A 20,873-nucleotide genomic window follows, 5' to 3' on the forward strand; every position below is an offset into this window, starting at 1 on the left:
CCTTTTGCGACATCCATGTCGCAAACCCCGGTGCAATCGATTGCCGGCCAGCGCGCTCTCGGAGGCGGCTGGAAGCCATCGTGGCATCTTCAAATGCTTTGTCAGCAGTCTGAAACGCGATGCCCCGTCTCTCTCGAGACGGGGCATCCGGTTGCGATCCGCCCGATGCGCCTTGCATCGTGACGGCCCGATGGGGCTACTTGGCGATCTTGCGATAGATGAACAGCACTACCAAGGCACCGATCACCGCGACCGCGAAGCTGCCGAGGTTGAAGCCGTCGACGGTGCCGTAGCCGAGCGCGGTGCTGATCCAGCCGCCCACCACTGCGCCGACGATGCCGAGCACGATGGTCAGGATGAAGCCTCCGCCGTCCCTGCCGGGCATCAGGAACTTGGCGATGATGCCTGCGATGAGGCCGAACACGATCCACGAGATGATTCCCATTGCACCCTCCTTAGTCTAGAGAACGTGTTGATTGTAGTAGCTATTAGGCCGAGGGAAAGGAATCGTGGCGGATTGCGTTCAGACCGTCTCGGTGGGCCGTTCGATTTTGTCCACTTTCAGCATCCGGGCGATCACCTTGTCCAGCTCGCGCTGGTCGAAGATCTTCTTCCAGTCCGGCTTGATGATCGTCTCCTTGCCGTAGTCGATCGCGATCATGCAGGCGTCGGAGAACGGGTTGGTGCTGCGGAAGGCGACCGCCAGGGCGATCTGGATGTGTCCATAGAGCATCGCCTCGGCGGCTTCACGGGGTACGCCGACCGCCTTGACCGTTTCTTCGAGCGCTTCCTTCATGAAGGTGCCGACCATGCAGGCCACGGTCTCGACCAGGGTCGGTTCGAGGTAGGCGAGCTGCGTGACCGTCACCCAGTGAACCTGCTCGACCGGCGCATACATCACCCGGATGACCTCGGTCAGCGCGGCCCGCTGGGCGTCGCTGCCGCGTTCGAACGCGGCAGCGACGTGCTGGGGCGCGGCGACACCGCCGAACGCATCGGCATGCTCCTCCTTGGTGTAGCGCTCGAGGAATACCGAGGGGTGGCACGGGTGGGCGACGGCGTAGTGGATGTCCTCGCGCTTGGCCAGCAGGTTGGCGTAGGCCGCCGCCGGGTCGAGGGTCAAGAGCACCGCACCGCTTTTCATCTGGGGTACGACTGCGCCCGAGACCGCGCCGAGGGCGATGTCCGGGACCGCGAGAATCACTACGTCGGCGTCCGGTACCGCGGCATCGCTGTCGCAGAGTTCACGGCCCGCGGCGGTCACCTGCGCCTGTGCGGATGGGGAGTTTTCGCAGTAGCGGACGTCGAACGAGCTGCGCTGCAGGTTGGCGGAGATCCGCATTCCCATTTTGCCGCCGGCGCCGATCAATACTATGGATTGGGTCTGGAGAGTCATCATCGGGCTCCTTGGAGCGTTAGTGAGCATCACAGGGGTAGGTCTTGAGGTAATCGAGGCAATGGCGGGTCCACTCGGCCTCGAGACGGCAAGTAGTCGCCTCGTCCGTCTGCCAGGGCAGCCAATGCTCTACGATCTGGTTGATCCCGCGGGCTTGGGGACGTATCCGTTGGTCCAGGTAGGCGTAATCCAGCAGCCCCTCGCCGAGCGGGCAGCCAGCGAAGGTGAAGCCGACCCAGCCGTCACGACGCGAGAAGGCGAAATCCTTGACGTGCAGGTTGAGGACCCTCGCGGCACAGGCATCGATCACATCGACCGGGCGCTCCAGCGCGGCGACGCAGTTGCCGGGATCGAGGCAGATGCCGAGGAAGGGGCTGTCGATCCGCTCGACCAGATCGACCAGCACCGCGCTGGGCACCTGTTCGTAGGTCTCGAGTGCGAGCCTCACCCCTCGGGCCTCGAAGCGCGGTACCGCCTCGCCGAGCAGCTTTCGGGCCTCGAGCGCGGTGGGGCGGTGGTCCGCGCTGTAGAGCATGCTGCGCAGCAGGCTTACGCCAAGGGGCTCGGCGAGATCCAGGTAGCGATCCAGCGGGGCGCGGCCGATCCCCCTGGTGCCGAGCTCGAGCTCGACGCCGAGCTCCTCGGCGCGCAGGCGCAGTTTTTCGAGGCGTTGGGACGATAGCGTCTCCACCGCGGGGTAATCGCAGATCTGGAACACGCCGGCACCCAGCTCGGCGCACTCCTCGAGCATCGCCTCGATGCTCAGTGGCTTGCTGACGCGTGATGATGCGCGCCAGAAAAAAGCATAGGTGCTCAGGCCGATCGCCATGTCGCTGTCTCCTGCTGTGGCCGTTGCGCCGCCCGGCGCGGCATTGGGTGGTCAGGCATTGGAGGCGGTCCGGGTATCGCGAAGCGCGCGCTTGTCCGCGCCGTCGAGTAGCTGCATCAGAACGGCGGAGAGCAGCATGAAGCCGCCGACCACGAACATCGGAACGGTGTAGCCGCCGCTCAGATCATGCAGTGCTCCGGTCAGGTAGCCGGCGCTGAAGCCCGCCAGGTTGCCGATGGTGTTGATCAGCGCCACGCCGGCCGCCGCCGAGGCGCCGGTCAGAAAGCGTGTCGGCAGGGTCCAGAAGGTCGGCAGCGCGGAGAAGATCGCGCAGGCGGTCACGGTGAGCACCAGCACCGTGGAAAAGGCCGAGCTCATGTACAGCGCCATCGGCACGCTCACCGCTCCGGCGAGTGCCGGCAGGGTGATGTGCCAGCTGCGAAGTCCGCGCCGGCTGGCGTCGCGTGACCAGAAGTAGAGCACCACCGCCGCCGGCAGGTAGGGGATCGCGGTGATCAGCCCTTTCTCGATCACGTTGAAGGTGGTGCCGAACTGGGCCTGGAACCCGGCGATGATGCTCGGCAGGAAGAACGCCAGCGCATAGAGGCCGTAGATGAAGCCGAAGTAGATCATGCACAGCACCCACACCCGGCCGTTGAACATCACCGTACGTACGCTGGGATGGTGCGCTCCGCTGCTTTTCTCCACGTGCTCGCGCTCGAGTTCGTCGCTTAGCCAGCGGCGCTCCTCTTCTGTCAGCCAGCGGGCGTCCATCGGGCGGTCGACGAGGTAGAACCAGGCGACGATCCCGATCACGATCGCCGGCAGCGAGACGCCGAGGAACATCACCCGCCAGCCTTCGAGGCCGAACAGGCCGTGCTGCTCGATCAGTGAGGCGGCGAGCGGGGCGCCGATCACCGTGGTCAGCGGCTGGGCGAGATAGAAAAGGCCGAGCACCTTGGCGCGGTAGCGCGAAGGCACCCACATGCTCAGAAACAGGATCGCGCCCGGGAAGAAGCCCGCCTCGGCGATGCCAAGCGCCAGACGCAGGACGTAGAGACCCTCGACGCTCTGTACCCAGGTGAACAGCAGCGAGACGATCCCCCAGCTGACCATGATCCGCGCCAGCCATTTGCGGGCGCCGAACTTGTGCAGCGCGAGGTTGCTCGGCACCTCGAGCAGGATGTAGCCGATGAAGAAGATGCCCGAGGCGAGCCCGAACTGCGCGGCGGTGAGGCCGAGGTCCTGGTTCATCCCGTTGGGGCCGGCGAAGGAGATCGCCGTGCGATCGAGGAAGTTGATGAAGAACATCAAGGCGACGAACGGCACCAGCCTGATCGAGACCTTGCGGATCGCCGATTTCTCGACCTCCGATTGCAGCCGATGGTGGTTCACGGTGACTCCTGCGGCAGCCCGTCTTGCTGCCTTGGCGGGTGGAGACATTCGACTCGGCGCCCATCCGGTACCGATGGCCGATCTCTGAAGAGCCAATTCATGATTATATGATCGATGTTTGATCATATGATTGGTCTGGTCGTGAGTATCCATCCGCTCGCCATGGAGCTATATACAACTTTAGTGTTGGGTCCGGTCCGGCGGCCAAGATCCGGTGGTTTTTTTAATGCCTATTAAAATCAGTGTATTGAGGAATTTTTTAGGCGAAGCAATCCCCCATGTCGCGTTGAGTGCTTCACGGTGGAATAAAGTGCAAATAGTGTCATGCGTCGATCATATGATCGAGCGCTGAGCTTGGGTTTGATTCCCTGGCGCTGCGTTCAGGGTATGAAAACCCACTGAGCATGATGATGTCATCATACCAATGGTCGAATATCCTAAGGTTTCTGTCTCTGGCCGCTTGGCCGTTCGTGGCTCGACGCGGGGCCGGTGTAGGATGAATCGTTCTCCGCCCGGGTGGTTCCATCCGGCGCTGCGAGCGATGAGCGCAAGTCGATTCACGCTAGAGGAGTGAAATGCTGAATGCCGCCGCTTAAACCGCTGAAGAAGCGCCCGGTCGCGAGGCGAAAGCTGTCAGAGATCGTCTTCGAGCAGCTGATCGAGCTGATTCGGGAGGAGGGCTATGCGCCGGGTGACCCTTTGCCCACCGAGCGCGAACTGATGGAGACCTTCGGCGTCGGCCGTCCAGTGGTTCGCGAAGCGCTTCAGCGGCTCGAGGCGATGGGCATGATCTCGATCCAGCACGGTGAGCGGGCGAAGGTGCGCCAGCTCGACATGCACGCGCTGATCCAGCAGCTCGACGTGGGCGCTCGCCATCTGCTTTCGACCTCGGCGGAAAGCGTCGATCACCTGCGTGAGGCCAGGGTGTTCTTCGAAACCGGCCTGGTGCGGATCGTCGCCGAACGTGCCGATGCGCAGGCGCTCGAGCGGCTCAAAGCGGCGCTCGAGCGGATGCGTACGCTGCGCGATGCGCCGCGCGCCGAGTTCATCCCCGCCGATATGGCCTTTCACCTGGAGATCGCGCGGATCAGCGGCAACCCTATCTACCTCGCGGTGGCGAAGGCGATCCTCGAATGGATGGCGGATTACCGCCGCGACATGCTGCGCTTCAAGGGCACCGAGGTATCGATCGCCGAGCACGAGCGGATCTTCGAGCGGATCGAGCAGGGCGACGCCGAAGGTGCCGTACGCGCGATGCGCGATCATCTCACCGCCGTTGGCGGCGGCTGAGGGGCGCTGGGCTTCTACGCTACCAGCGTTGGGGAATCACGATCCTGCGCTCCTCGGCCGCCTGATAGGCGGCTTCGACCAGCGCCAGGGTGTGAAAATTGTCGATGCCGTGGGTTTCGGGCAGATCATCGGTCTTTAGCTTCGCCAGCCAGTCCGCCTGGAAGCGCACCACGCTCTGCTGAATCGGCGTCCAGGGAGGCGTGCTCCAGCTCGGCGCGCTGGGCGCGACGAGGCGTTCGGTTCGTTCGATCCGGCCGTCGCGCAACCGATCGATCTGCAGGCGAAAGCCTGCGAGCAGCCGTATTGAACCCCGTTCGCCGTCGATCTCGATCAGCGTCTGGGGAAAGGGATCCTCGCTCTGCCGGGTCGCGTAGCTGCAGTCGACGATCGAGGTCACGCCGCTGGCATGGGCCAGCATCATCGTTGCCACGTCCTCACCCTCGATATCCGCAGAGACTCGTCGCGTCTGGCAGCCCAGCCGGTCGACCTCGCCGAACAGCGCGCGGGCGATGTCGAGCAGGTGGATGCCCAGGTCGGCGATGATGAAACGCTTGGTTCTTGCCAGGTAGGGTTGAGCGCGGAAGACGTCGAAGCCGCTGCGATAGCTGATCCGGGCGAAGAAGGGCTCGCCGATCGCACCGTCGCGCAGTGCGTCGATGGTCTCGCGCACGGCCGCCTGCCAGCGGAAGTTCTCGTGCACGGTGAGCGAGACGCCGGCCCGCGTACAGGCCGCGATCATCATCCGGGCGTCGTTGAGATCGGTGGCGAAAGGCTTCTGGCAGATGACCGGCACGCGATGGGCGCAGGCGAGGGTGATCAGTGACCGATGCGCGCTGGTCGGCGCCGCGATATCGACGAAGTCGAGCGCGACCTCCTCAAGCAGACGCTCGGCTTCGGTATAGCAGGCGCTGGGCGAAAACGAGAACGAAGCGGCGAAGCGCTCCAGGCGCGCGGCATCGAGGTCGCACAGTGCGACGATCTCGACGCCCTCCAATTCGCGCCAGGCACGCAGCTGGTTCTCGGCGAAGAAGCCGCAGCCGAGCAGCGCGCCGCGCAGCGGTGCCTGAGGTCGTGCGCTTTGCGCTTCATCATCGGTGTCGCGTGGGGCGCGCAGTACGCCGCGCAGCGTCCTGATCTGGGTCATCTTTTTCTCCTCGTCCTACCCTCGTTATACTCGGCCATGGCTTGGATCGAGCGCTGCGGGCTTGGATGGCGCCGATGTTCAGCGCATGCCGAACCCGCCGGGCAGCACGTCCCCGGCGTTCTCCTTGCTGACCAGCACGCAGTCGACCGACTGCTTCTCCGGGAGCTGGGTGGTGCCGCTGCGCAAGTAGGCATCGGTCTGCTCGACCGCCATTTCCGCCATTCTGGTCGCCTGCTGCAGGCCGGTCGCCTTGATCGTGCCGTCGTTCGCGATCTGGCGGATCACGTCCGGGTTGCCATCGATACCGACGACGATCACATCGTCGGCCCCTGCATTGCGCAGCGCGGCCGCCGCGCCCAGCGCCATGGTGTCGTTGCCGGCGAGCACGCCGACGATGTCCGGATTGCCCTGCAGGATCGACTGCATCACGTTGTAGCCCTGGGTCTGGTCCCAGTTGGCGGACTGCTGGGCGACCATGGTCATGGTGGGGATCTGGTCCAGCACACGGTGGAAGCCTTCAGAGCGGACGTGGGCGTTGGTATCGGAGGTGCGTCCGAGCAGCTCGACGTAGTTGCCCTGGTAGCCGACCTGCTCGGCGAAGAACTCCGCCACCGAGGTAGCGCACTGGGAGTTGTTCGAGACGATCTGCGCAGTGGCGACGCCGTTGGCGTTGACTTCACGATCGATCAGAAACACCGGGACGTTCGCATCCTTGGCTCGTCTCACCGCCGCTACCGAGGCGTCGGAGCCTGCATTGTCGAGGATGATCGCGCTGCTGCCTTCGCCCAGAGCGGTCTGTATCAGGCGCAGCTGGACGTCCGGGTCATCCTGATGGTCGAGCGTCTTGACCCGGTAACCGAGCTCGGTCGCCTTGGCACGCGCCGCGTCTGCTTCCGCCTTGTAGAAGGCATTGCTCGGCGGTGGCGTGATCACGGTGATCAAGTGGTCCGCGGGAGAGAAATCTGCGGCGGCGTGGCCTGCGAATCCCATCGCCGCGGCGAGGGTGAGGCTGATCAGCGATTGGCGATGCATGGTTGTCGCTCCTTGGGTGACCGAACGAATGGTGGGCGGCTAGGCTTGCCTGGCTCTACGTTCCGACATCGACTTCTCCACCCGGCGCTGCAGCTGGTCGACCACCACCGCCAGCACGATCACCGCGCCGGTGATCACCGTCTGCCAGAAGTCCGAGATACCGACCAGCACCATGCCGTTGCTCAGCACGCCGAGCACGAAGGCGCCGACCAAGGTGCCACCGATGGTGCCGACGCCGCCGAACAGAGAGGCTCCGCCGAGCACGACGACGGCGATGGCGTTGAGTTCATAGGAGGTGGCGATGGCCGGGTTGGCGGCGCCGAGGCGGGAGGCGATGATCAGACCGGCGAGCGCGGCGCAGAAGCCTGAGATCGCGTAGGTGCCGATCTTGATCCGGTTGACCCTGACGCCGGAGAGCTCGGCCGCGCGCTCGTTGCCGCCGACGGCGAAGACCTGGCGGCCGAATACGGTGCGCCGGGTGACGTAGATCGCGACCAGTGCCAGCGCGACCATCAACCAGATCGGGATCGGCACCGACAGCAGCCGGCCGGTGCCGAGCAGCAGGAAGCCTTCGTTGTTGAGCGCCGCCTGGCCGCTCAGGTCGCCATAGGTGGCGCCGTCGGAGACCAACTGCGCCGCGCCCCTGGCGACGTAGAGCATGCCCAGGGTCATGATGAATGGCGTGACCCGCAGCCGGGTGATGAACCAGCCGTTGATCATGCCGACCAGGGTGCCTATCGCCAGGGCGGCGGCGCAGACCAACACCACGTGGGCGAACACGGCGACGTCGACGAACGGCAGCCGCAGCCCTTCGCTGATCAGGTAGCCGGTGATCATCGCCGAGAGCCCGGCGATCGAGCCGACCGAAAGATCGATGCCCGAGGCGAGGATCACGAAGGTCATGCCAATACCGAGGATGGCGAACACCGCGACCTGCTCGGCGACGATCACCAGGTTGCGCGAGGAGAGGAACGACGGCGCCACCAGCGAGAACAGCACGACCAGGAAGATCAGCGCGAGGTAGGCCCGCAGGCGCAGCAGCAGCAGCGGCAGCGACCTGAACGAATGGCTGGCACCGGCACGCGGCGTGGTACCGATCGAATCCGTCATCATGCACTCTCCTTGCGCGTGTCTCGTCGTTGGACTTGCGAGCTGGCCACCAGCCGGGCTTCGGTGAGTTCTTCGCGTTGCAGGTCGGCGGTGATTCGGCCCTGGCTCATGACCAGTACGCGATCGGCACCGCCGATGATCTCTCCCAGGTCCGAGGAGGCGTAGAGAATCGTAAGCCCGCTCTCGGCCAGGCGGTCGATCACCTCGAACAGCTCCCGCCGAGCCTTGATGTCGATCCCTCGGGTCGGCTCGTCGAGCAGCAGTATCCTGGGCTCGGTGAGCAGGTTCTTGCCCAGCACCGCCTTTTGCTGGTTACCGCCGGAAAGGGTCGAGACCAGCACGTCGGGATCGGATACCTTGATCATCAGCTCATCGATGCAGCGCGATACGTCGCGGCGCATCCTGCCCGAGCGCAGCCCTGTGATGCCTGCATAGCGCTCTAGGTTGGCCAGCAGCAGGTTGTCGGCGACCGAGCGATTGGGCACCAGGCCCAGCTTCTGTCGATCCTCCGGGACCAGCGCAATGCCTGCCCGGATCCGTTCGGCGATGGTGCCGTCGAGGGGGAGGCGTTGGCCCTCGATCTCGATCGTGCCCGCCAGCGCGCGGCGTAGGCCGATCAACGTCTCGAACAGTTCGGTTCGACCCGCACCCATCAGGCCGTAGAAGCCGACGATCTCGCCGCGCTTGATACTGAACGAGAGCCGTTTCAGCGCCAGACCGCCATTGACCCCGCTCGCCTCGAGGCCCTCGACCCGCAGCGCCACCGGGCGATCAGCGAAAGTGGCGGCGGCGCGCCCGTCGCGCAGCGGCCCTTCCATCTGCGCCCCGATCATGCGTGTCACCAGCCAGTCGACCGTCACCTCGCCCGCCGTTCCCGTACCGGCCAGATTGCCGTCGCGCAGCACGGTGAAGGTGTCGCCGATCTCGATCAGCTCTTCGAGCCGGTGCGAGATGTAGACGATCGAGACGCCCTGGCGCTTGAGTTCCTCGATCAGCGAGAACAGCACCCCGACCTCCGCCTTGCTGAGTGACGAGGTCGGCTCGTCGAGGATCAGAACGTCGACCTCGGAGACCAGCACCTTGGCGATCTCGACGATCTGGCGCTCGCCGATGCTGAGTTCCTGGACCAGCGCATCGACGTTGATCCGCTGGCCCATCCGCGTCAGCACCTCGGTGGCGATGCGGCGCTGCCGGTCGAGACGAACGGTGCCGACGGGGCCTTTCAGTTCCTTGCCGATGAACATGTTCTCGGCGACGTTGAGGTTGGCGCAGAGATTCAGCTCCTGATGGACGATGCCGATGCCACGCTTGATCGCTTCTCGGGGATGGGCGAGATGCAGCGCCTCGCCGCGGTAGTGGAGCGTTCCGGAAGTCGGCTGCTCGATACCGGCGAGAATCTTCATCAGCGTCGATTTTCCCGCACCGTTCTCGCCGATCAGCACGTTGACCTTGGCATGGTGGATGTCGAAGTCGACGCCCTTGAGCGCAACGGTGCCCGGATAGGCCTTGCGGATCGCACGGGCGCTGAGCACGATCCTGGGATCATCGTCCCGACACCGTTCGGCCGGGGCCGTCATGGCGCCACCTCCAGGCTTACCGGCACGATCCGCTGGGGCCCGCTCGGCCTCAAGTCGAAGACTCCGAGGAAGCGCACCCGCTGGCCCTCCAGCGTGCTGGCTGGATGGTCGGCATAGGCCTGGGCGAGGGCGCGCTGGTTGAGGGCCTGGGCGACGTCGGCGAACTGCATCTGGTTGGTGAAGCTGTCGAGTCCCATGCCCTCCATCGCGTCGCGCAGCGAGGTATCGACCACCAGCGGACCGGCGAACAGCTGGGCCGGGGTGTCGACGCCATCGAGCTCGAGCACGACCACGCCCATCGGCGTATCGGTGCGCACCTCGACCACACGGGCGCTGCCTTCGATCACATAGCGCGGCGTGCCGCTCGGCTGGCCGTATCGCTGGCGAGCGCCGTCCGGGTCCTCGGCAAGGGCCGCGAACAGGGTGGCTGCGTCGAGCTTGGCGCGCTCGAGCGTGGGGAGTACCTGCGTGCTCCACTGGTTATCGACGTAGGTCGCGGGGTCGAAACTGCCGACCGCGAACTTCTGATCGAGCCCTGCGCTATTGGCCGCAGTATCGCGTATCACCCGGCCGCTATCGGGATCGAGCGGACGCAGGGTGACCAATGGGCCGCTGGTCGACTCGAGCAGTACGAGCGACAGCGCCACCAGCGCGATGGGCAGGATGGGGAAGGGGAGTCGCCATCGATAGGTCGCCATCGTGTTCTCCGCAGGATGATGATCGGATGTTGGATGGCTGATCAAAGCGCACTGATCGAGATGATGTCATCATACCAATGGTCGATCATCCTAAGGTGTGATTGCCCGCCGCTCGCCCGCTCGACATTCTCTCCCGCAGCGCTTAGTCCTCCATCGACGTTCCAATCGTTGGAGAGGATGCCGCGCGCCGTCGGATCGTGACGAGGAGGCGCCATGGTGTGTGTACGCAAGAGTGCCATGCAGTGGCTGTACGGTACCGAGCAGCCGCCGACTCTGCCGCGTCGGGTGGATCTCGGCCCGTTGGGGTTCGATTGGTATGGCGAGACGATTCGGGCGTTGAGCTGGAATGGGCATGAGCTGGTTCGCGCGGTCTCGCTGGTGATTCGTGACGAAGACTGGGGCAGCTATGCGCCGACGGTGGTCGATTCGACGCTTCGGCACGGATCGAAGGGGTGGGAAATCGAGCACTTTTGTCGCATCGAGGATCATCTGGATGGTTCGACCTTGCTCGACAGCCGTTTCAGCGTACGGTTAGAAGCCCGAAGCGTGGTGGTCGAGGCGGTGCTCGATGCCCGCCGGCGCTTTGCCACCTGCCGGGCGGGGATCACCGTACTGCATCCGTTGCACGGAGTGGTCGGGGCACCGGTCAGCGTGACCCATACCGATGGCACGGTGAGCGAGAGCCGGTTTCCCGAGCTGATCAGCCCCTGCCAGCCTTTTTTTTCCATTCGTACGCTGCGCCATGCGCCGGCCGACGAGATCGAACTGAGGCTGCATTTCGAAGGCGACGTATTCGAGATGGAGGATCAGCGCAACTGGTCGGACGCTTCGTTCAAGACCTACAATCGGCCGCTGGCCTGGCCGACCCCCTATGCGATCGAGGCCGGTGATCGGGTCGAGCAGCGGCTGACGATCGAGATCATCGACCGGAGCACCGGGCGATGAGCGCTTCGCTGCGGGTCCAGCTGCGCGCGGCGGATCAGGTCAGGGTGCTGCCATCGCTCGGCTGTGGGCTGTGGCTCGAGACGTTCGATCCGGCTTTCGCCACCCGGTTGGGCCAGCTGCTGCGTCCTGCCCATCTCGACCTGCTGGCCGATGCGCGCAGGGCTGATTGGGAAGCTCGCCTGGACGCTGCGATGGCGCTCTGCGCCAAGATCGAAGCCCAGGCCTGGCTCTATCTGGTGCTGCCCGACGACCGGCCCGAAGCCGTGCTCGAGCGGTTGGCAGCGAGGCTCGATGGCAGCCCGGTCGCGGGTCTGCTGCTCACCCCGGCGGCCTATCTCAAGAGCTACCAGCCCGATGCCGTCTGGCCGAGTGGGCCTTCGCCCGCCGAACTCCTGGCGCTCGGTCGGAGGCGCTTTCCCGAGCTGGCGCTGGGCGGCGGTACGCCGACCTACTTCACCGAACTCAACCGCTGCCGGCCCGATCCCCAGGCGATCGATTTCATCACCCATGCCACCTCGCCGATCATCCACGCGGCGGATGATCGGTCGGTGATGGAAAGTCTCGAGAGCCTTGCCCATATCGTTCGTTCATGTCGGGCGTTGGCGCCTGGCAAGCCCTATCGGATCACCACCAGCGCGATCGGCGCCTGGACCAATCCCTATGGCCGGCGGCTGACACCTAATGATGGCCTGCAAAGGGTCACCCTGAGCGAGCGCGATCCTCGCCAGCGCGGTCTCTTCGCCGCCGCCTGGGCGCTTGGCTATCTTGCCGAGATCAGCCGGGTCGGTGGCGTCGATGCCCTGAGCCTGGCATCGCTGGGCGCGCCCTTCGCGCCCGCGACGCAGTTCCATCCCTATCCGCTCTACCTGGTGCTCGAGGGAGTCCTGCGCGGCAGTAGGCGACCTGCGCTGGAGATTGGGCACGCCGGCGGGAACAGGCTTGCCGCGGTCGGCTGGCACGAGTCCTCGGCGAAGGGCGAGCTGTGGTTGGCCAACCTATCGAGCGAACCGCTCGAGATCGAGCTGGCCGGGGCGCGGGTGGAGCGAGGCGCCGCGCTCGATCTTTCCTGCGTCGAGAGACTCTGTGCCGATTTCGGTTCACTGGAGTACGGCAGTTGGCAGGAGGCCCCCACGATCGCGCTGTCCCCCTTCGCTTCGCTGCGCCTGGATGTCGCACTGGCCGATCGAGCCGGGCCGGCGTAGCGGTTCAGTCGCCCCAGCCGACGATCAGCCCGGCCCGGCCGCGGCTGGCGGCGATCAGGCGCGCATTGGGTTCGTCGGTATGTTCGACCCAATCCCGCGCGGCTTCGGGCGATCGGCCGAAGCGTCGGTGCCTGCTTTCGAGCCGCTCTCGGCGCAGGCCGTCGTCGACTTCGAGAAACCAGCTCTGGTCGAGCATGGTCGCTACGCGGTTCCAACCCGGCTGCTCGAGCAGCAGGTAGTTGCCCTCGGTGATCACCAGCTCGACCTCGGGCTGCACTGCGATCGCGCCGGCCACTGGCTCTTCGATCTCGCGTTCGAAGGCGGGCGCGTAGACCACCTCATCGGTGCGCTGATGACGCAGACGCTGGAGCAGGGCCAGATAGCCGTCGATGTCGAAGGTATCCGGTGCGCCTTTGCGTCCCATGCGACCGAGCCTCGAGAGCTGGCGATTGGCGAGGTGGAAGCCGTCCATCGGTACGATGGCGGCGCGCTCTCCCAGGGCGGCGACAAGTGCTTCGGCGAAGGTCGACTTGCCCGCTCCGGGGGCGCCGCAGATGCCGAGCAGCCGCCGTTGCCCGGGTGTGCAAAGGGCGGCGGCGCGCTCGATCAGGGCCGCGGGCAGTGGGGGAGCGGGTGGCCGAGCGTGCAGGCCGGCGTGATGATCGAGCACTTGGATCTTCCTTGTGATGACGGTTTGGGGTCAGGCAATATACCCTAGCTGAATGTGTCCTGATCTCCGAGCCCCCATACGGTGGTGGCCGGGTGCCAGGGTGTTCTGGTCCGGGTCGCAGTGTCTGCGATGCGCGGTTGCCTCAGCGCTTTGCGGTACGGTAGCTGCAACGAATTCACTTGCGATGTTTGAGGCGTGGCCGGGAAGCTGTGCTAACATATGACGCCTCCCCCCCTTGATACTTAGCCGTCTAGCCACCATAAACCAAAGTGTCGGCAACGCGGTCCGAGGTTAGCTTCTCGTGTCGAAATTCCTGTCAGTCAAAGAAAAATGGTCACTGGAAGAACAGTTCGGGCAGATGCTTCGCGAACTGGATGAAAAGAAATCGCCAGCCAGGCGTGAAGAAGAGTTTGAATCCCGTCTGCACGCGCTGATGAGTGAATATGGCATAGCTGCCTCTACCATCGTCGAATGGTTCATGGCGGAGCGTCAGAGTTAGACCGGGCGGTCGATCGAATGGATCAACTCGATGTCGTTTCCCCTGTTGATTTCGCTTTCGTGCCGCCGATGTAAGAAGAGGCGGGGATGTAATCGTCCCAGGTTCGAAAAGTGCCGCTGTTGAGCTGAATAAGTGACTTTTGGACATGGCCCGGTCGGGTCCAGGTGCTATATTTTCCTAATCCGATGATGCCGGCTGATATTGTCTTTCGCATCGGCCCATTATCGGCCAGAGCCGCGACGCTTCTTTCGAACTCCATCGTGACTGATTGGAGCGTGGATCAATGCTCCTTCGCTTTCCAAGCCTGTCCATCGCGCGTCCGTGCCTGTCGGAAAACGAGCGGTCACTTCGATCCTTGGTGCATATCGCTCGCAGGCTCGTGTGCAAGAACGTAGAGAGCAGTGGATAACTCCCGCTCAGAGTAAGCGCCCTGAGCGCGGGAGCAGTCGATAATCCCGTTCGCGGTGAGCACCCGAGGAACGAGGGTAGTCGAACCATATCTCGCGCCAACCTGCGATTGCGCCGTGCCTCGCCGTCGAATTTTCGGGATGCGCACGAATTCGTCGAACCACGTCTCAAGCTGGGCGAACGGGTTTGGAAGGGCTGTTGGACGCGATTGCCCAATGGCGCTGTATTTGTATTGCGCACTCATCAGCATGGCGGCCAAGTGCCGCTGCATTCGTTGGAGACGTATTTCTATAATCTGGGGACGCTTTGCGTCTGATTATTTGGAAGGAATGTTATGGCTCGAGAAAGTACCTTGTCGATCAAGCAGAAATGGGCCCTGGATTCACAATTGGGCGAAATGCTGCGCAGTCTTGAAAAGCCGGCCGCCAATGATCAACGTTTCGAGAAACGCCTCAATGCGCTGATCGATGAGTACGGCATCGCTCATCAGGATGTCCTCGAGATCGTACTGTCGATGCGTGGCGCTTCGCGCTGACGCCCGCTATGGATGCTGGGCAAGGAAGGCCCGACCGGGCCTCGTCCATCGGGCTAGCACCGCCGCCCGGGGCGCATGGTCTTTCTTTGGCCTGCAAATCCCCGACTCTTGGGCGATGACAAGGCCGCGGCGCTGAACCAGTTCGACGAGTGGGATCGATCTCCCATCCATCGGATCAGGTCAGCGCCGCGGCCCGTTTCTTTCCAGACCTTTCTTTCCAAGGCTTTCTTTCCGGCACTTTGCCCCGCCCCGCGGCGGGGGCCGCTCAGGGCGCCTTGGTGCTGGCTACGTTGGTGTCGCGTAGCTGGCCGGTGAGCTGGGCGTAGTCGAGCAGGATCTCAGCGCTTTCCTGTAGCTGCGCCTGGTTGATCGGCGAATCGCTCTGGGGGGCAGTGTCGTCGTCATCCAAGGTTTCGGTCCAGCTCGCCAACGTCTCCAGTCCGAGCGCCTGACGCCGGCTATTCTCCAGGGCCAGCTGCTCCGCTTCCTGTGCCTGCATCTCACGGCGGCGCTGCTCGAGATTGAGGCTGACGCTGGTGTTCTGCTCGCGCAGGGTCTTGAGTAGCGAAGCTTCGCGCTGCAGATAACGGAAGTTCGGATTCTGCGCTGCGCGAACGGCATGCTGGTCGCGCAGGGTAGGCAGATAGGCGTCGAGGTTGCCGTAGCGGCGATAGTTGACCGGGCGCACGGTGTCCCACGGCAGCGCGTTGGGCAGTGCGCTCTCGCCGATCTCCTCGTCGCTGAACAGGGTCGGGAAGGTGATGTCCGGCTCGACCCCGCGCTCCTGGGTGCTCTCGCCGGAAATACGGTAGAACTTGGCGCGGGTCATGCGCAGCTCGCCGTGGCTCAGATCGCTCAGTGTCTGCACCGTACCCTTGCCGAAGCTCTGCGAGCCGAGCACCAGCCCGCGGCCGTAGTCCTGGATCGCGCCGGCGAAGATCTCCGAGGCGGATGCCGAAAGACGGTTGATCAGTACCGTGAGCGGTCCGTCCCAAGCGACGCCGCGGTCGGTGTCGCCGTAGAGATTGATGCGTCCGCGTGCGTCCCGCACCTGGACGGTGGGGCCGCGATCGATGAACAGCCCGACCATCGAGTTGGCTTCCTGCAGCGCGCCGCCGCCGTTGCCGCGCATGTCGAGTACGATACCCTGGACGTTTTGCGCCTTGAGCTTCTCGATCAGCGCGGCTACGTCGCGCGTGGTGCTGCGGTAGTTGGCCTGGCCCGATTGCCAGGCATCGAAGTCGACGTAGAAGGCCGGCACGGTGATCACGCCGACACGTTCGGTACGGCCATTGCGCTGCACCTCGATCACGTCGCTCTTCGCTGCCTGATCCTCGAGGTTGACCGTATCGCGGGTGATGGTCACGGTGCGGGTCTGGGTCACATCGAGCGCGCGCGCCGGGATTACCTCGAGGCGCACGGTGGAGCCCTTGGGCCCGCGAATCAGTTTGACCACGTCGTCCAGGCGCATGCTGACCACGCTGGTCATGTCGCCGCTGTCGCCCTGGCCGACGGCGATGATCCGGTCGGCGGGATGGAGCTGCCCGCTGCGCTCGGCGGGGCCGCCCGGCACCAGCTGCGCGACCTTCACGTACTCGTCTTCGGATTGCAGCATCGCGCCGATGCCTTCGAGGGAGAGGCGCATCTGGATGTCGAAGGACTCGCTCTGATCGGGCGACATGTACTCGGTGTGCGGATCGATCGAGCTGGTCGCGGCACCGAGGAACAGGCTCAGCACGTCCTCGTTGTTGGTCTGGCGCACGCGATTGAGCTGGTCGCGATAGCGGTTGACCAGCCGTCGGTTGATCTCGGCGTCGTCGATATCCGGCTCGGTGAGTTTCTGAGTCAGCGCCGCGTTCTTCATCCGCTTGGTCCACACCTGATCGAGTTCGCTGAACTCGTCGACCCAGTTGTTCACCTCGCCTTCGAAAGCGAGGCGTTCGTTGCCGGTGTAATCGAAAGTCGGGTTGGCCTCGAGCTGAGCGATCAGCCATTCGAGACGCTGTTCGAGACGGCTCTGGAACAAGCCGTAGAAGGCATAGACGCGCTCGAGCTCGCCCTGCTCCATGGCCTGGTTGAAGCCGGTACGCAGGTCGCCGAAGCGCTCTATGTCGGTGGAAAGCAGGTAGAGATGCTGCGGATCCATCATCTCGAGCATGCGAGCGAACGCTTTGCGCGACCAGGCCTCATCGAAGTTGATGTCTTCGTAGTGGCCGAAGCGGATCGACTGAGCGACTTCCCGGGAAGCCTGAGCGTCTTCCGCGGTGGGGGTGATTTCCGCCAGCGCGGGTATGGAGATCAGTAAGCACACCGCCATGGCGGCGATGCGCTGCATGATGACAGACGGGCTCATTAAAGAAGCACTCCCGGTTTGATGTACACTCTTGCATGTCTCAATTGAGAGGTCGTCCTTGCCTGCGATGTCGGTCGTATTGTTGGGCAAGTGGCGAATTGTAGCAGCTGATTGAGATCGCGCGCAGGGCATCGGCGGCGAAATCTCTTCACGTATAGAGCGTTGCGTGCGCCGGGCTTCGGCCCCGAAGGCGCGAGGGAGCTCCGAACGGCGACGAAAAGCCGTGGAGAAACACATTGGATGGCGCTCAAGACGTTCGTTCATTCGTCTCTCGTGTAGTCGAGCGCCGCTCATCAACCTGGGAGTTCCAATGGCTGAATCGCGGGTCATCGATCGACTTTTTGATTTCCTCAAGACATCCCCAACGCCCTGGCACGCAGTGGCATGCATGGCCGAGAGGCTCGAAGCGAACGGTTTCGAACGTCTTCGCGAGACTTCCTCCTGGTCGATATTAGCGGGCGGAAAGTATTACGTCACTCGTAGCGACGGCGCATTGATCGCCTTTCGCCTGCCGCAGGGCAAGCTTGAGTCGCTGCGGATGATGGGGGCGCACACCGACAGCCCCCAACTGAGGCTCAAGCCGCGGCCGCTGGTGCGCTCGCGCGATTGGCTCCAGCTCGGTGTCGAGGTGTATGGGGGAGCGCTGCTCAACCCCTGGTTCGACCGCGATCTCGGCATCGCCGGCCGCGTGCAGCTGCGTCGCGCCGGCAGGATCGAGCCGCTGCTGGTCGATACACGTCGCGCCGTGGCGGTGATCCCAAGCCTTGCGATCCACATGGATCGCGAAGCCAACCAGGGCCGGTCGGTCAATGCCCAGACCCAGATGGCGGCGGTGCTCGCCTCGCTCGAAAGCTGCGTCGACCAGAGCGTCGAGACGCTGATCGCGCGGCTGATCGAAGAGCAGTATGGAGAATTCGACGCCGAGGTACTGGATTTCGAGCTTGGCCTCTACGATCGCCAGCCGCCGGCGCAGATCGGTCTCGAGGGCGAGCTGTTCGCCAGCGCCCGGCTCGACAACCTGCTGTCTTGCTTCTGTGCGCTCGAAGCGCTGCTCGATGCAGACGGTAGCCAGGGTGCGCTGCTGGTCGCCAATGATCATGAAGAGGTCGGCAGCTCCAGCGCCAGCGGCGCGCACGGCACTTTCCTCGCCGATGTGCTGGCGCGACTCAACGAGAGCGTCGGTGAAGGTGGTGAGCAAGGGCGGGTACGGTTGGTCCAGCGCTCGCGGATGATCTCCTGCGACAACGCCCACGGCTTGCATCCCAACTTCGCCGACAAGCACGATGCCGGCCATGGACCGAAGCTCAACGGTGGCCCGGTGATCAAGGTCAACGCCAACCAGCGCTATGCCACCAGCAGCGCCACCGCCGCGCTGTTTCGCGACATCTGCCAGAGTGTCGAGGTCCCGGTGCAGACCTTCGTCACCCGGGCCGACATGGGCTGCGGCAGCACCATTGGGCCGATCACCGCCAGCGAGCTCGGTATCGCCACGCTCGATGTCGGCATCGCGCAATGGGCGATGCACTCGATCCGGGAAACCGCCGGCAGCGCGGATCCCGCTTATCTGATCCGCGCGCTCACCGCCTTTTGCGAGCGCTCGGAACTCGACTGAGGCTCGTCCCAGCCCGCCTGCCTGGCAATGGCCAAGACGGGCGGGCCCAGCGGGTGCGCGGGAGATGCCTGGGGGGCCAGCGCTTCAGTCAGTCGCGGTACCCAGCGCGGTGACGCACTGGCGTAGCGCCGCCTCCAAGGCGATCTCATTTTTGCCAAACCGCCGGGCCGGCGCCGGGATCGCCAGAGCATGGCGCTCGGCGAGGCCCAGTTCGACCACGCACGCCAGGGCGCAGACGTCTTCGGCATGCTCCTCGCGGTCGTAAGCCACGCCGCCACGGCGTATCGCCTGGATCTCGGCCAGCAGCGCCTGTGGCGACGTCGTGCTGTGCGGGGTGGGCGCCACCAGTGGGCGCTCGGCCAATGCGATGATGTCGGCATCGACCCATTCGGCGAGGAAGGCTTTGCCCGGTGCGGTGCAGTGCAGCGGATAGCGGCTCCCCAGCGCCACCTCGATGCGTACCTCCCGCTGGGCCACGATCTGATCGACCAGCACCGCGGCGCCGTCGCGCAGCGCCCAGACGTCAACGGTCTCTCCGGTAGCCCGGGCGAGCGCTTCGAGGTGCGGGCGCAGGCGATCGCGCACATTCTGGTGGGCAGCGGTGGCCAGGCGCATCAGCGCTGGACCCAGGCGTACCAGGCCATCGTCGATGGCGACGAGTTGTTCGACCGCGAGCGAACCTACCAGCCGCTGCACCGTGGTCCTCGGCAGGGCGCTGGCGCGGGTGACCTGCGCGATCGTGAGGCCAGCCGGAGCCTGTTCCAGGGTGCGCAGCACGCGGGCCGCACGGGCGATCACCGCGCGGCAGCCCTCGTCCTTACTGCGCTCCATGGAGGGAGCGTGGGCACCCTCGAGCAAGCTTCGGTTCATGTATTCCACCCTGGATGTCCATTATTCGGTCACTATAACCACTATTCGGATATATTGGTCTCTCAATCGGTCACTCTGGCAGCACCCATGTCGACGCGTTCATCCTCCCCGGTTTCTCACCGTGGGCTGATCCTGATTCTGGCCATGCTCACGGCCTTTGCCCCCTTCGCCACCGACATGTACCTGCCGGGCTTCGGCCAGATGGCGCTGGCCTTCCACACCGATAACGGCCGCATCGAGTCCACGCTGTCGGCTTTTTTTCTTGGCTTGGCGCTGGGGCAGGCGCTCTACGGCCCGTTGATCGACCGCTTCGGCCGGCGCGTTCCGCTGCTGATCGGCGTCGGGCTGTTCATCGCCACCACCATTGGCTGCCTGCTGACGCGGGACATCTCGGTCTTCACCGCACTGCGCGTGGTGCAAGCGATCGGGGGCTGTGCCGGCATGGTCATTGGCCGGGCGATCGTCAGTGACCTGTTCGACTCCAGCGAGAGCGCGCGGGTGCTTTCGCTGCTGCTGATGCTGGTGACGCTGGCACCGATCGTGGCCCCGCTGCTGGGCGGATGGATATTGATAATCGCCGGCTGGCAGGCGATTTTCGTGTTCATGCTGGTGTTCGCGCTGATCTGCGGGGTGCTGGTCTGGTTCCATGTGCCCGAGACCTTGCCATCCAGCCGGCGAACGCCGCTCAGGCTCTCGCAGGTCATGCGTACCTATGGCGAGCTGTGCCGACGCCCGGCCTTCATCGTGCCGACGCTGGTGGGCGGGCTGGCGCAGGCCTGCATGTTCGCCTTCATCACCGGTTCTCCGTTCGTCTTCATGGGGCTGTTCGACGTCGGCGAGCAGCAATACGGTTGGCTGTTCGGCCTCAACGCACTGGGCGTCGTCGCTTGCGCCCAGGCCAATCGGATCGGGCTGCGCCGCTGGCCCGTGCAAAAGCTGCTGGGCGCGGCACTCTGTCTCAACCTGGTGGCCGGCCTTGCGCTGGTGGCCAGTGCGCAGACCAGCCATTTGGTCGTGCTGATGGTCCCGCTGTGGGTCGCCATCGCCTCGCTCGGCTTCATCGGCGGCAACGCTGCGGCCGTCGCGATGGACGCCAGCGGAGAGCACGCGGGCAGCGGCTCTGCGCTCATCGGTACGCTGCAATTCGGCTGTGCTTTCCTGGTCAGCAGCCTGGTCGCCGCCGCGCAGAATGGAACGGCCTATCCGATGGCGCTGGCCATTGCCGCGGCGGGGCTCCTGGCCACCGTGCTGTGGTTCGCTACGGCGCGGATCAGACGTTGAGCAGGCGATGCCGGCGTGCGGCATGGC

At 64.5% G+C, this 20,873-nt stretch carries 19 protein-coding genes; 7 read left to right on the forward strand and 12 right to left on the reverse strand.

The features are described 5' to 3' along the window. Positions 1–196: 196 nt before the first annotated feature. The 4 genes from Q376_RS0116430 to Q376_RS0116445 form a co-directional block, all read right to left on the reverse strand. Positions 197–445 carry a GlsB/YeaQ/YmgE family stress response membrane protein gene (locus tag Q376_RS0116430; protein ID WP_027351234.1) on the reverse strand — a complete coding sequence of 83 codons (249 nt, stop codon included), beginning with the start codon at positions 443–445 and terminating at the stop codon, positions 197–199. A 78-nt stretch (positions 446–523) separates the two neighbouring features. Next, positions 524–1,396, reverse strand: coding sequence for a phosphogluconate dehydrogenase C-terminal domain-containing protein (locus Q376_RS0116435; protein ID WP_027351235.1), 873 nt, complete (start codon positions 1,394–1,396; stop codon positions 524–526). 19 nt (positions 1,397–1,415) lie between these two features. Next, entirely contained in the window at positions 1,416–2,225 is an 810-nt protein-coding gene (locus tag Q376_RS0116440; RefSeq protein ID WP_027351236.1) for a sugar phosphate isomerase/epimerase family protein, read from the reverse strand. A 51-nt stretch (positions 2,226–2,276) separates the two neighbouring features. Further along, complete coding sequence (locus Q376_RS0116445) at positions 2,277–3,620, reverse strand: MFS transporter (protein ID WP_027351237.1); 1,344 nt, start codon at positions 3,618–3,620, stop codon at positions 2,277–2,279. Positions 3,621–4,202: 582 nt separating this feature from the next. On the opposite strand from Q376_RS0116445, the gene nanR reads away from it, so the two are divergent. Beyond that, entirely contained in the window at positions 4,203–4,910 is a 708-nt protein-coding gene (gene nanR, locus Q376_RS0116450) for a transcriptional regulator NanR (protein WP_027351238.1), read from the forward strand. Between the two features lie 19 nt (positions 4,911–4,929). On the opposite strand, the gene Q376_RS0116455 is transcribed toward nanR, so the two are convergent. The 5 genes from Q376_RS0116455 to Q376_RS0116475 all read right to left on the reverse strand — a co-directional run bounded on the left by Q376_RS0116455 (position 4,930) and on the right by Q376_RS0116475 (position 10,471). Further along, the gene (locus Q376_RS0116455) at positions 4,930–6,054 is read right to left on the reverse strand and encodes a Gfo/Idh/MocA family protein (RefSeq protein ID WP_081803615.1); all 1,125 of its coding nucleotides are present in this window, start codon (positions 6,052–6,054) and stop codon (positions 4,930–4,932) included. Between the two features lie 78 nt (positions 6,055–6,132). Further along, complete coding sequence (locus Q376_RS0116460) at positions 6,133–7,086, reverse strand: D-ribose ABC transporter substrate-binding protein (RefSeq protein WP_027351240.1); 954 nt, start codon at positions 7,084–7,086, stop codon at positions 6,133–6,135. Between the two features lie 39 nt (positions 7,087–7,125). Continuing rightward, positions 7,126–8,199, reverse strand: a complete 1,074-nt coding sequence (locus Q376_RS0116465) for an ABC transporter permease (protein WP_052365435.1) — start codon at positions 8,197–8,199, stop codon at positions 7,126–7,128. Further along, positions 8,196–9,773 (reverse strand): sugar ABC transporter ATP-binding protein, encoded by a 1,578-nt coding sequence (locus Q376_RS23120; protein ID WP_052365437.1) that lies wholly within the window; start codon positions 9,771–9,773, stop codon positions 8,196–8,198. Before Q376_RS23120 ends, Q376_RS0116465 begins: the two co-directional genes overlap by 4 nt. Then, positions 9,770–10,471, reverse strand: coding sequence for a DUF2291 family protein (locus Q376_RS0116475; protein WP_027351242.1), 702 nt, complete (start codon positions 10,469–10,471; stop codon positions 9,770–9,772). Before Q376_RS0116475 ends, Q376_RS23120 begins: the two co-directional genes overlap by 4 nt. Positions 10,472–10,684: 213 nt before the next feature. On the opposite strand from Q376_RS0116475, the gene Q376_RS23125 reads away from it, so the two are divergent. Both Q376_RS23125 and Q376_RS24100 read left to right on the forward strand, forming a co-directional pair. Then, positions 10,685–11,416 carry a D-apionate lactonase family protein gene (locus Q376_RS23125; RefSeq protein ID WP_155834388.1) on the forward strand — a complete coding sequence of 244 codons (732 nt, stop codon included), beginning with the start codon at positions 10,685–10,687 and terminating at the stop codon, positions 11,414–11,416. Then, positions 11,413–12,618 carry a D-apionate lactonase family protein gene (locus Q376_RS24100; RefSeq protein WP_052365442.1) on the forward strand — a complete coding sequence of 402 codons (1,206 nt, stop codon included), beginning with the start codon at positions 11,413–11,415 and terminating at the stop codon, positions 12,616–12,618. The genes Q376_RS23125 and Q376_RS24100 overlap by 4 nt, the downstream gene beginning before the upstream one ends. Before the next feature lie 4 nt (positions 12,619–12,622). On the opposite strand, the gene Q376_RS0116485 is transcribed toward Q376_RS24100, so the two are convergent. Further along, positions 12,623–13,288: a nucleoside/nucleotide kinase family protein gene (locus Q376_RS0116485; protein WP_245598982.1), complete on the reverse strand. Its 666-nt coding sequence runs from the start codon at positions 13,286–13,288 to the stop codon at positions 12,623–12,625. 301 nt (positions 13,289–13,589) lie between these two features. Here Q376_RS0116485 and Q376_RS24970 point away from each other — a divergent pair, with 301 nt between their 5' ends. Further along, positions 13,590–13,787, forward strand: coding sequence for a hypothetical protein (locus Q376_RS24970; protein ID WP_155834389.1), 198 nt, complete (start codon positions 13,590–13,592; stop codon positions 13,785–13,787). A 760-nt stretch (positions 13,788–14,547) separates the two neighbouring features. Beyond that, a complete protein-coding gene (locus Q376_RS0116495) occupies positions 14,548–14,730 on the forward strand; it encodes a hypothetical protein (protein WP_155834390.1) in 183 nt (60 codons plus the stop codon). Positions 14,731–14,995: 265 nt separating this feature from the next. Here the strand turns inward: Q376_RS0116495 and Q376_RS0116500 are convergent, their stop codons facing one another. After that, positions 14,996–17,083: a carboxy terminal-processing peptidase gene (locus Q376_RS0116500; protein ID WP_027351246.1), complete on the reverse strand. Its 2,088-nt coding sequence runs from the start codon at positions 17,081–17,083 to the stop codon at positions 14,996–14,998. 310 nt (positions 17,084–17,393) lie between these two features. On the opposite strand from Q376_RS0116500, the gene Q376_RS0116505 reads away from it, so the two are divergent. Beyond that, a complete protein-coding gene (locus Q376_RS0116505; protein ID WP_027351247.1) occupies positions 17,394–18,695 on the forward strand; it encodes a M18 family aminopeptidase in 1,302 nt (433 codons plus the stop codon). Between the two features lie 84 nt (positions 18,696–18,779). Here the strand turns inward: Q376_RS0116505 and Q376_RS0116510 are convergent, their stop codons facing one another. After that, the gene (locus tag Q376_RS0116510) at positions 18,780–19,565 is read right to left on the reverse strand and encodes an IclR family transcriptional regulator (RefSeq protein WP_052365444.1); all 786 of its coding nucleotides are present in this window, start codon (positions 19,563–19,565) and stop codon (positions 18,780–18,782) included. Positions 19,566–19,652: 87 nt separating this feature from the next. Here Q376_RS0116510 and Q376_RS0116515 point away from each other — a divergent pair, with 87 nt between their 5' ends. Beyond that, positions 19,653–20,846 (forward strand): multidrug effflux MFS transporter, encoded by a 1,194-nt coding sequence (locus tag Q376_RS0116515; RefSeq protein ID WP_081803616.1) that lies wholly within the window; start codon positions 19,653–19,655, stop codon positions 20,844–20,846. Positions 20,847–20,873 lie beyond the last annotated feature (27 nt).

The sequence above is a fragment of the Halotalea alkalilenta DSM 17697 genome (assembly GCF_000621205.1).
Lineage (GTDB): Bacteria > Pseudomonadota > Gammaproteobacteria > Pseudomonadales > Halomonadaceae > Halotalea > Halotalea alkalilenta.

Coding starts and splice junctions, on each gene's coding strand:
- Q376_RS0116430 (WP_027351234.1), bottom strand. CDS start 445: ATGGGAATCATCTCGTGGATCGTGTTCGGCCTCATCGCAGGCATCATC.
- Q376_RS0116435 (WP_027351235.1), bottom strand. CDS start 1,396: ATGACTCTCCAGACCCAATCCATAGTATTGATCGGCGCCGGCGGCAAA.
- Q376_RS0116440 (WP_027351236.1), bottom strand. CDS start 2,225: ATGGCGATCGGCCTGAGCACCTATGCTTTTTTCTGGCGCGCATCATCA.
- nanR (WP_027351238.1), top strand. CDS start 4,203: ATGCCGCCGCTTAAACCGCTGAAGAAGCGCCCGGTCGCGAGGCGAAAG.
- Q376_RS0116455 (WP_081803615.1), bottom strand. CDS start 6,054: ATGACCCAGATCAGGACGCTGCGCGGCGTACTGCGCGCCCCACGCGAC.
- Q376_RS0116460 (WP_027351240.1), bottom strand. CDS start 7,086: ATGCATCGCCAATCGCTGATCAGCCTCACCCTCGCCGCGGCGATGGGA.
- Q376_RS0116465 (WP_052365435.1), bottom strand. CDS start 8,199: ATGATGACGGATTCGATCGGTACCACGCCGCGTGCCGGTGCCAGCCAT.
- Q376_RS23120 (WP_052365437.1), bottom strand. CDS start 9,773: ATGACGGCCCCGGCCGAACGGTGTCGGGACGATGATCCCAGGATCGTG.
- Q376_RS0116475 (WP_027351242.1), bottom strand. CDS start 10,471: ATGGCGACCTATCGATGGCGACTCCCCTTCCCCATCCTGCCCATCGCG.
- Q376_RS23125 (WP_155834388.1), top strand. CDS start 10,685: ATGGTGTGTGTACGCAAGAGTGCCATGCAGTGGCTGTACGGTACCGAG.
- Q376_RS24100 (WP_052365442.1), top strand. CDS start 11,413: ATGAGCGCTTCGCTGCGGGTCCAGCTGCGCGCGGCGGATCAGGTCAGG.
- Q376_RS0116500 (WP_027351246.1), bottom strand. CDS start 17,083: ATGAGCCCGTCTGTCATCATGCAGCGCATCGCCGCCATGGCGGTGTGC.
- Q376_RS0116505 (WP_027351247.1), top strand. CDS start 17,394: ATGGCTGAATCGCGGGTCATCGATCGACTTTTTGATTTCCTCAAGACA.
- Q376_RS0116510 (WP_052365444.1), bottom strand. CDS start 19,565: ATGAACCGAAGCTTGCTCGAGGGTGCCCACGCTCCCTCCATGGAGCGC.
- Q376_RS0116515 (WP_081803616.1), top strand. CDS start 19,653: ATGTCGACGCGTTCATCCTCCCCGGTTTCTCACCGTGGGCTGATCCTG.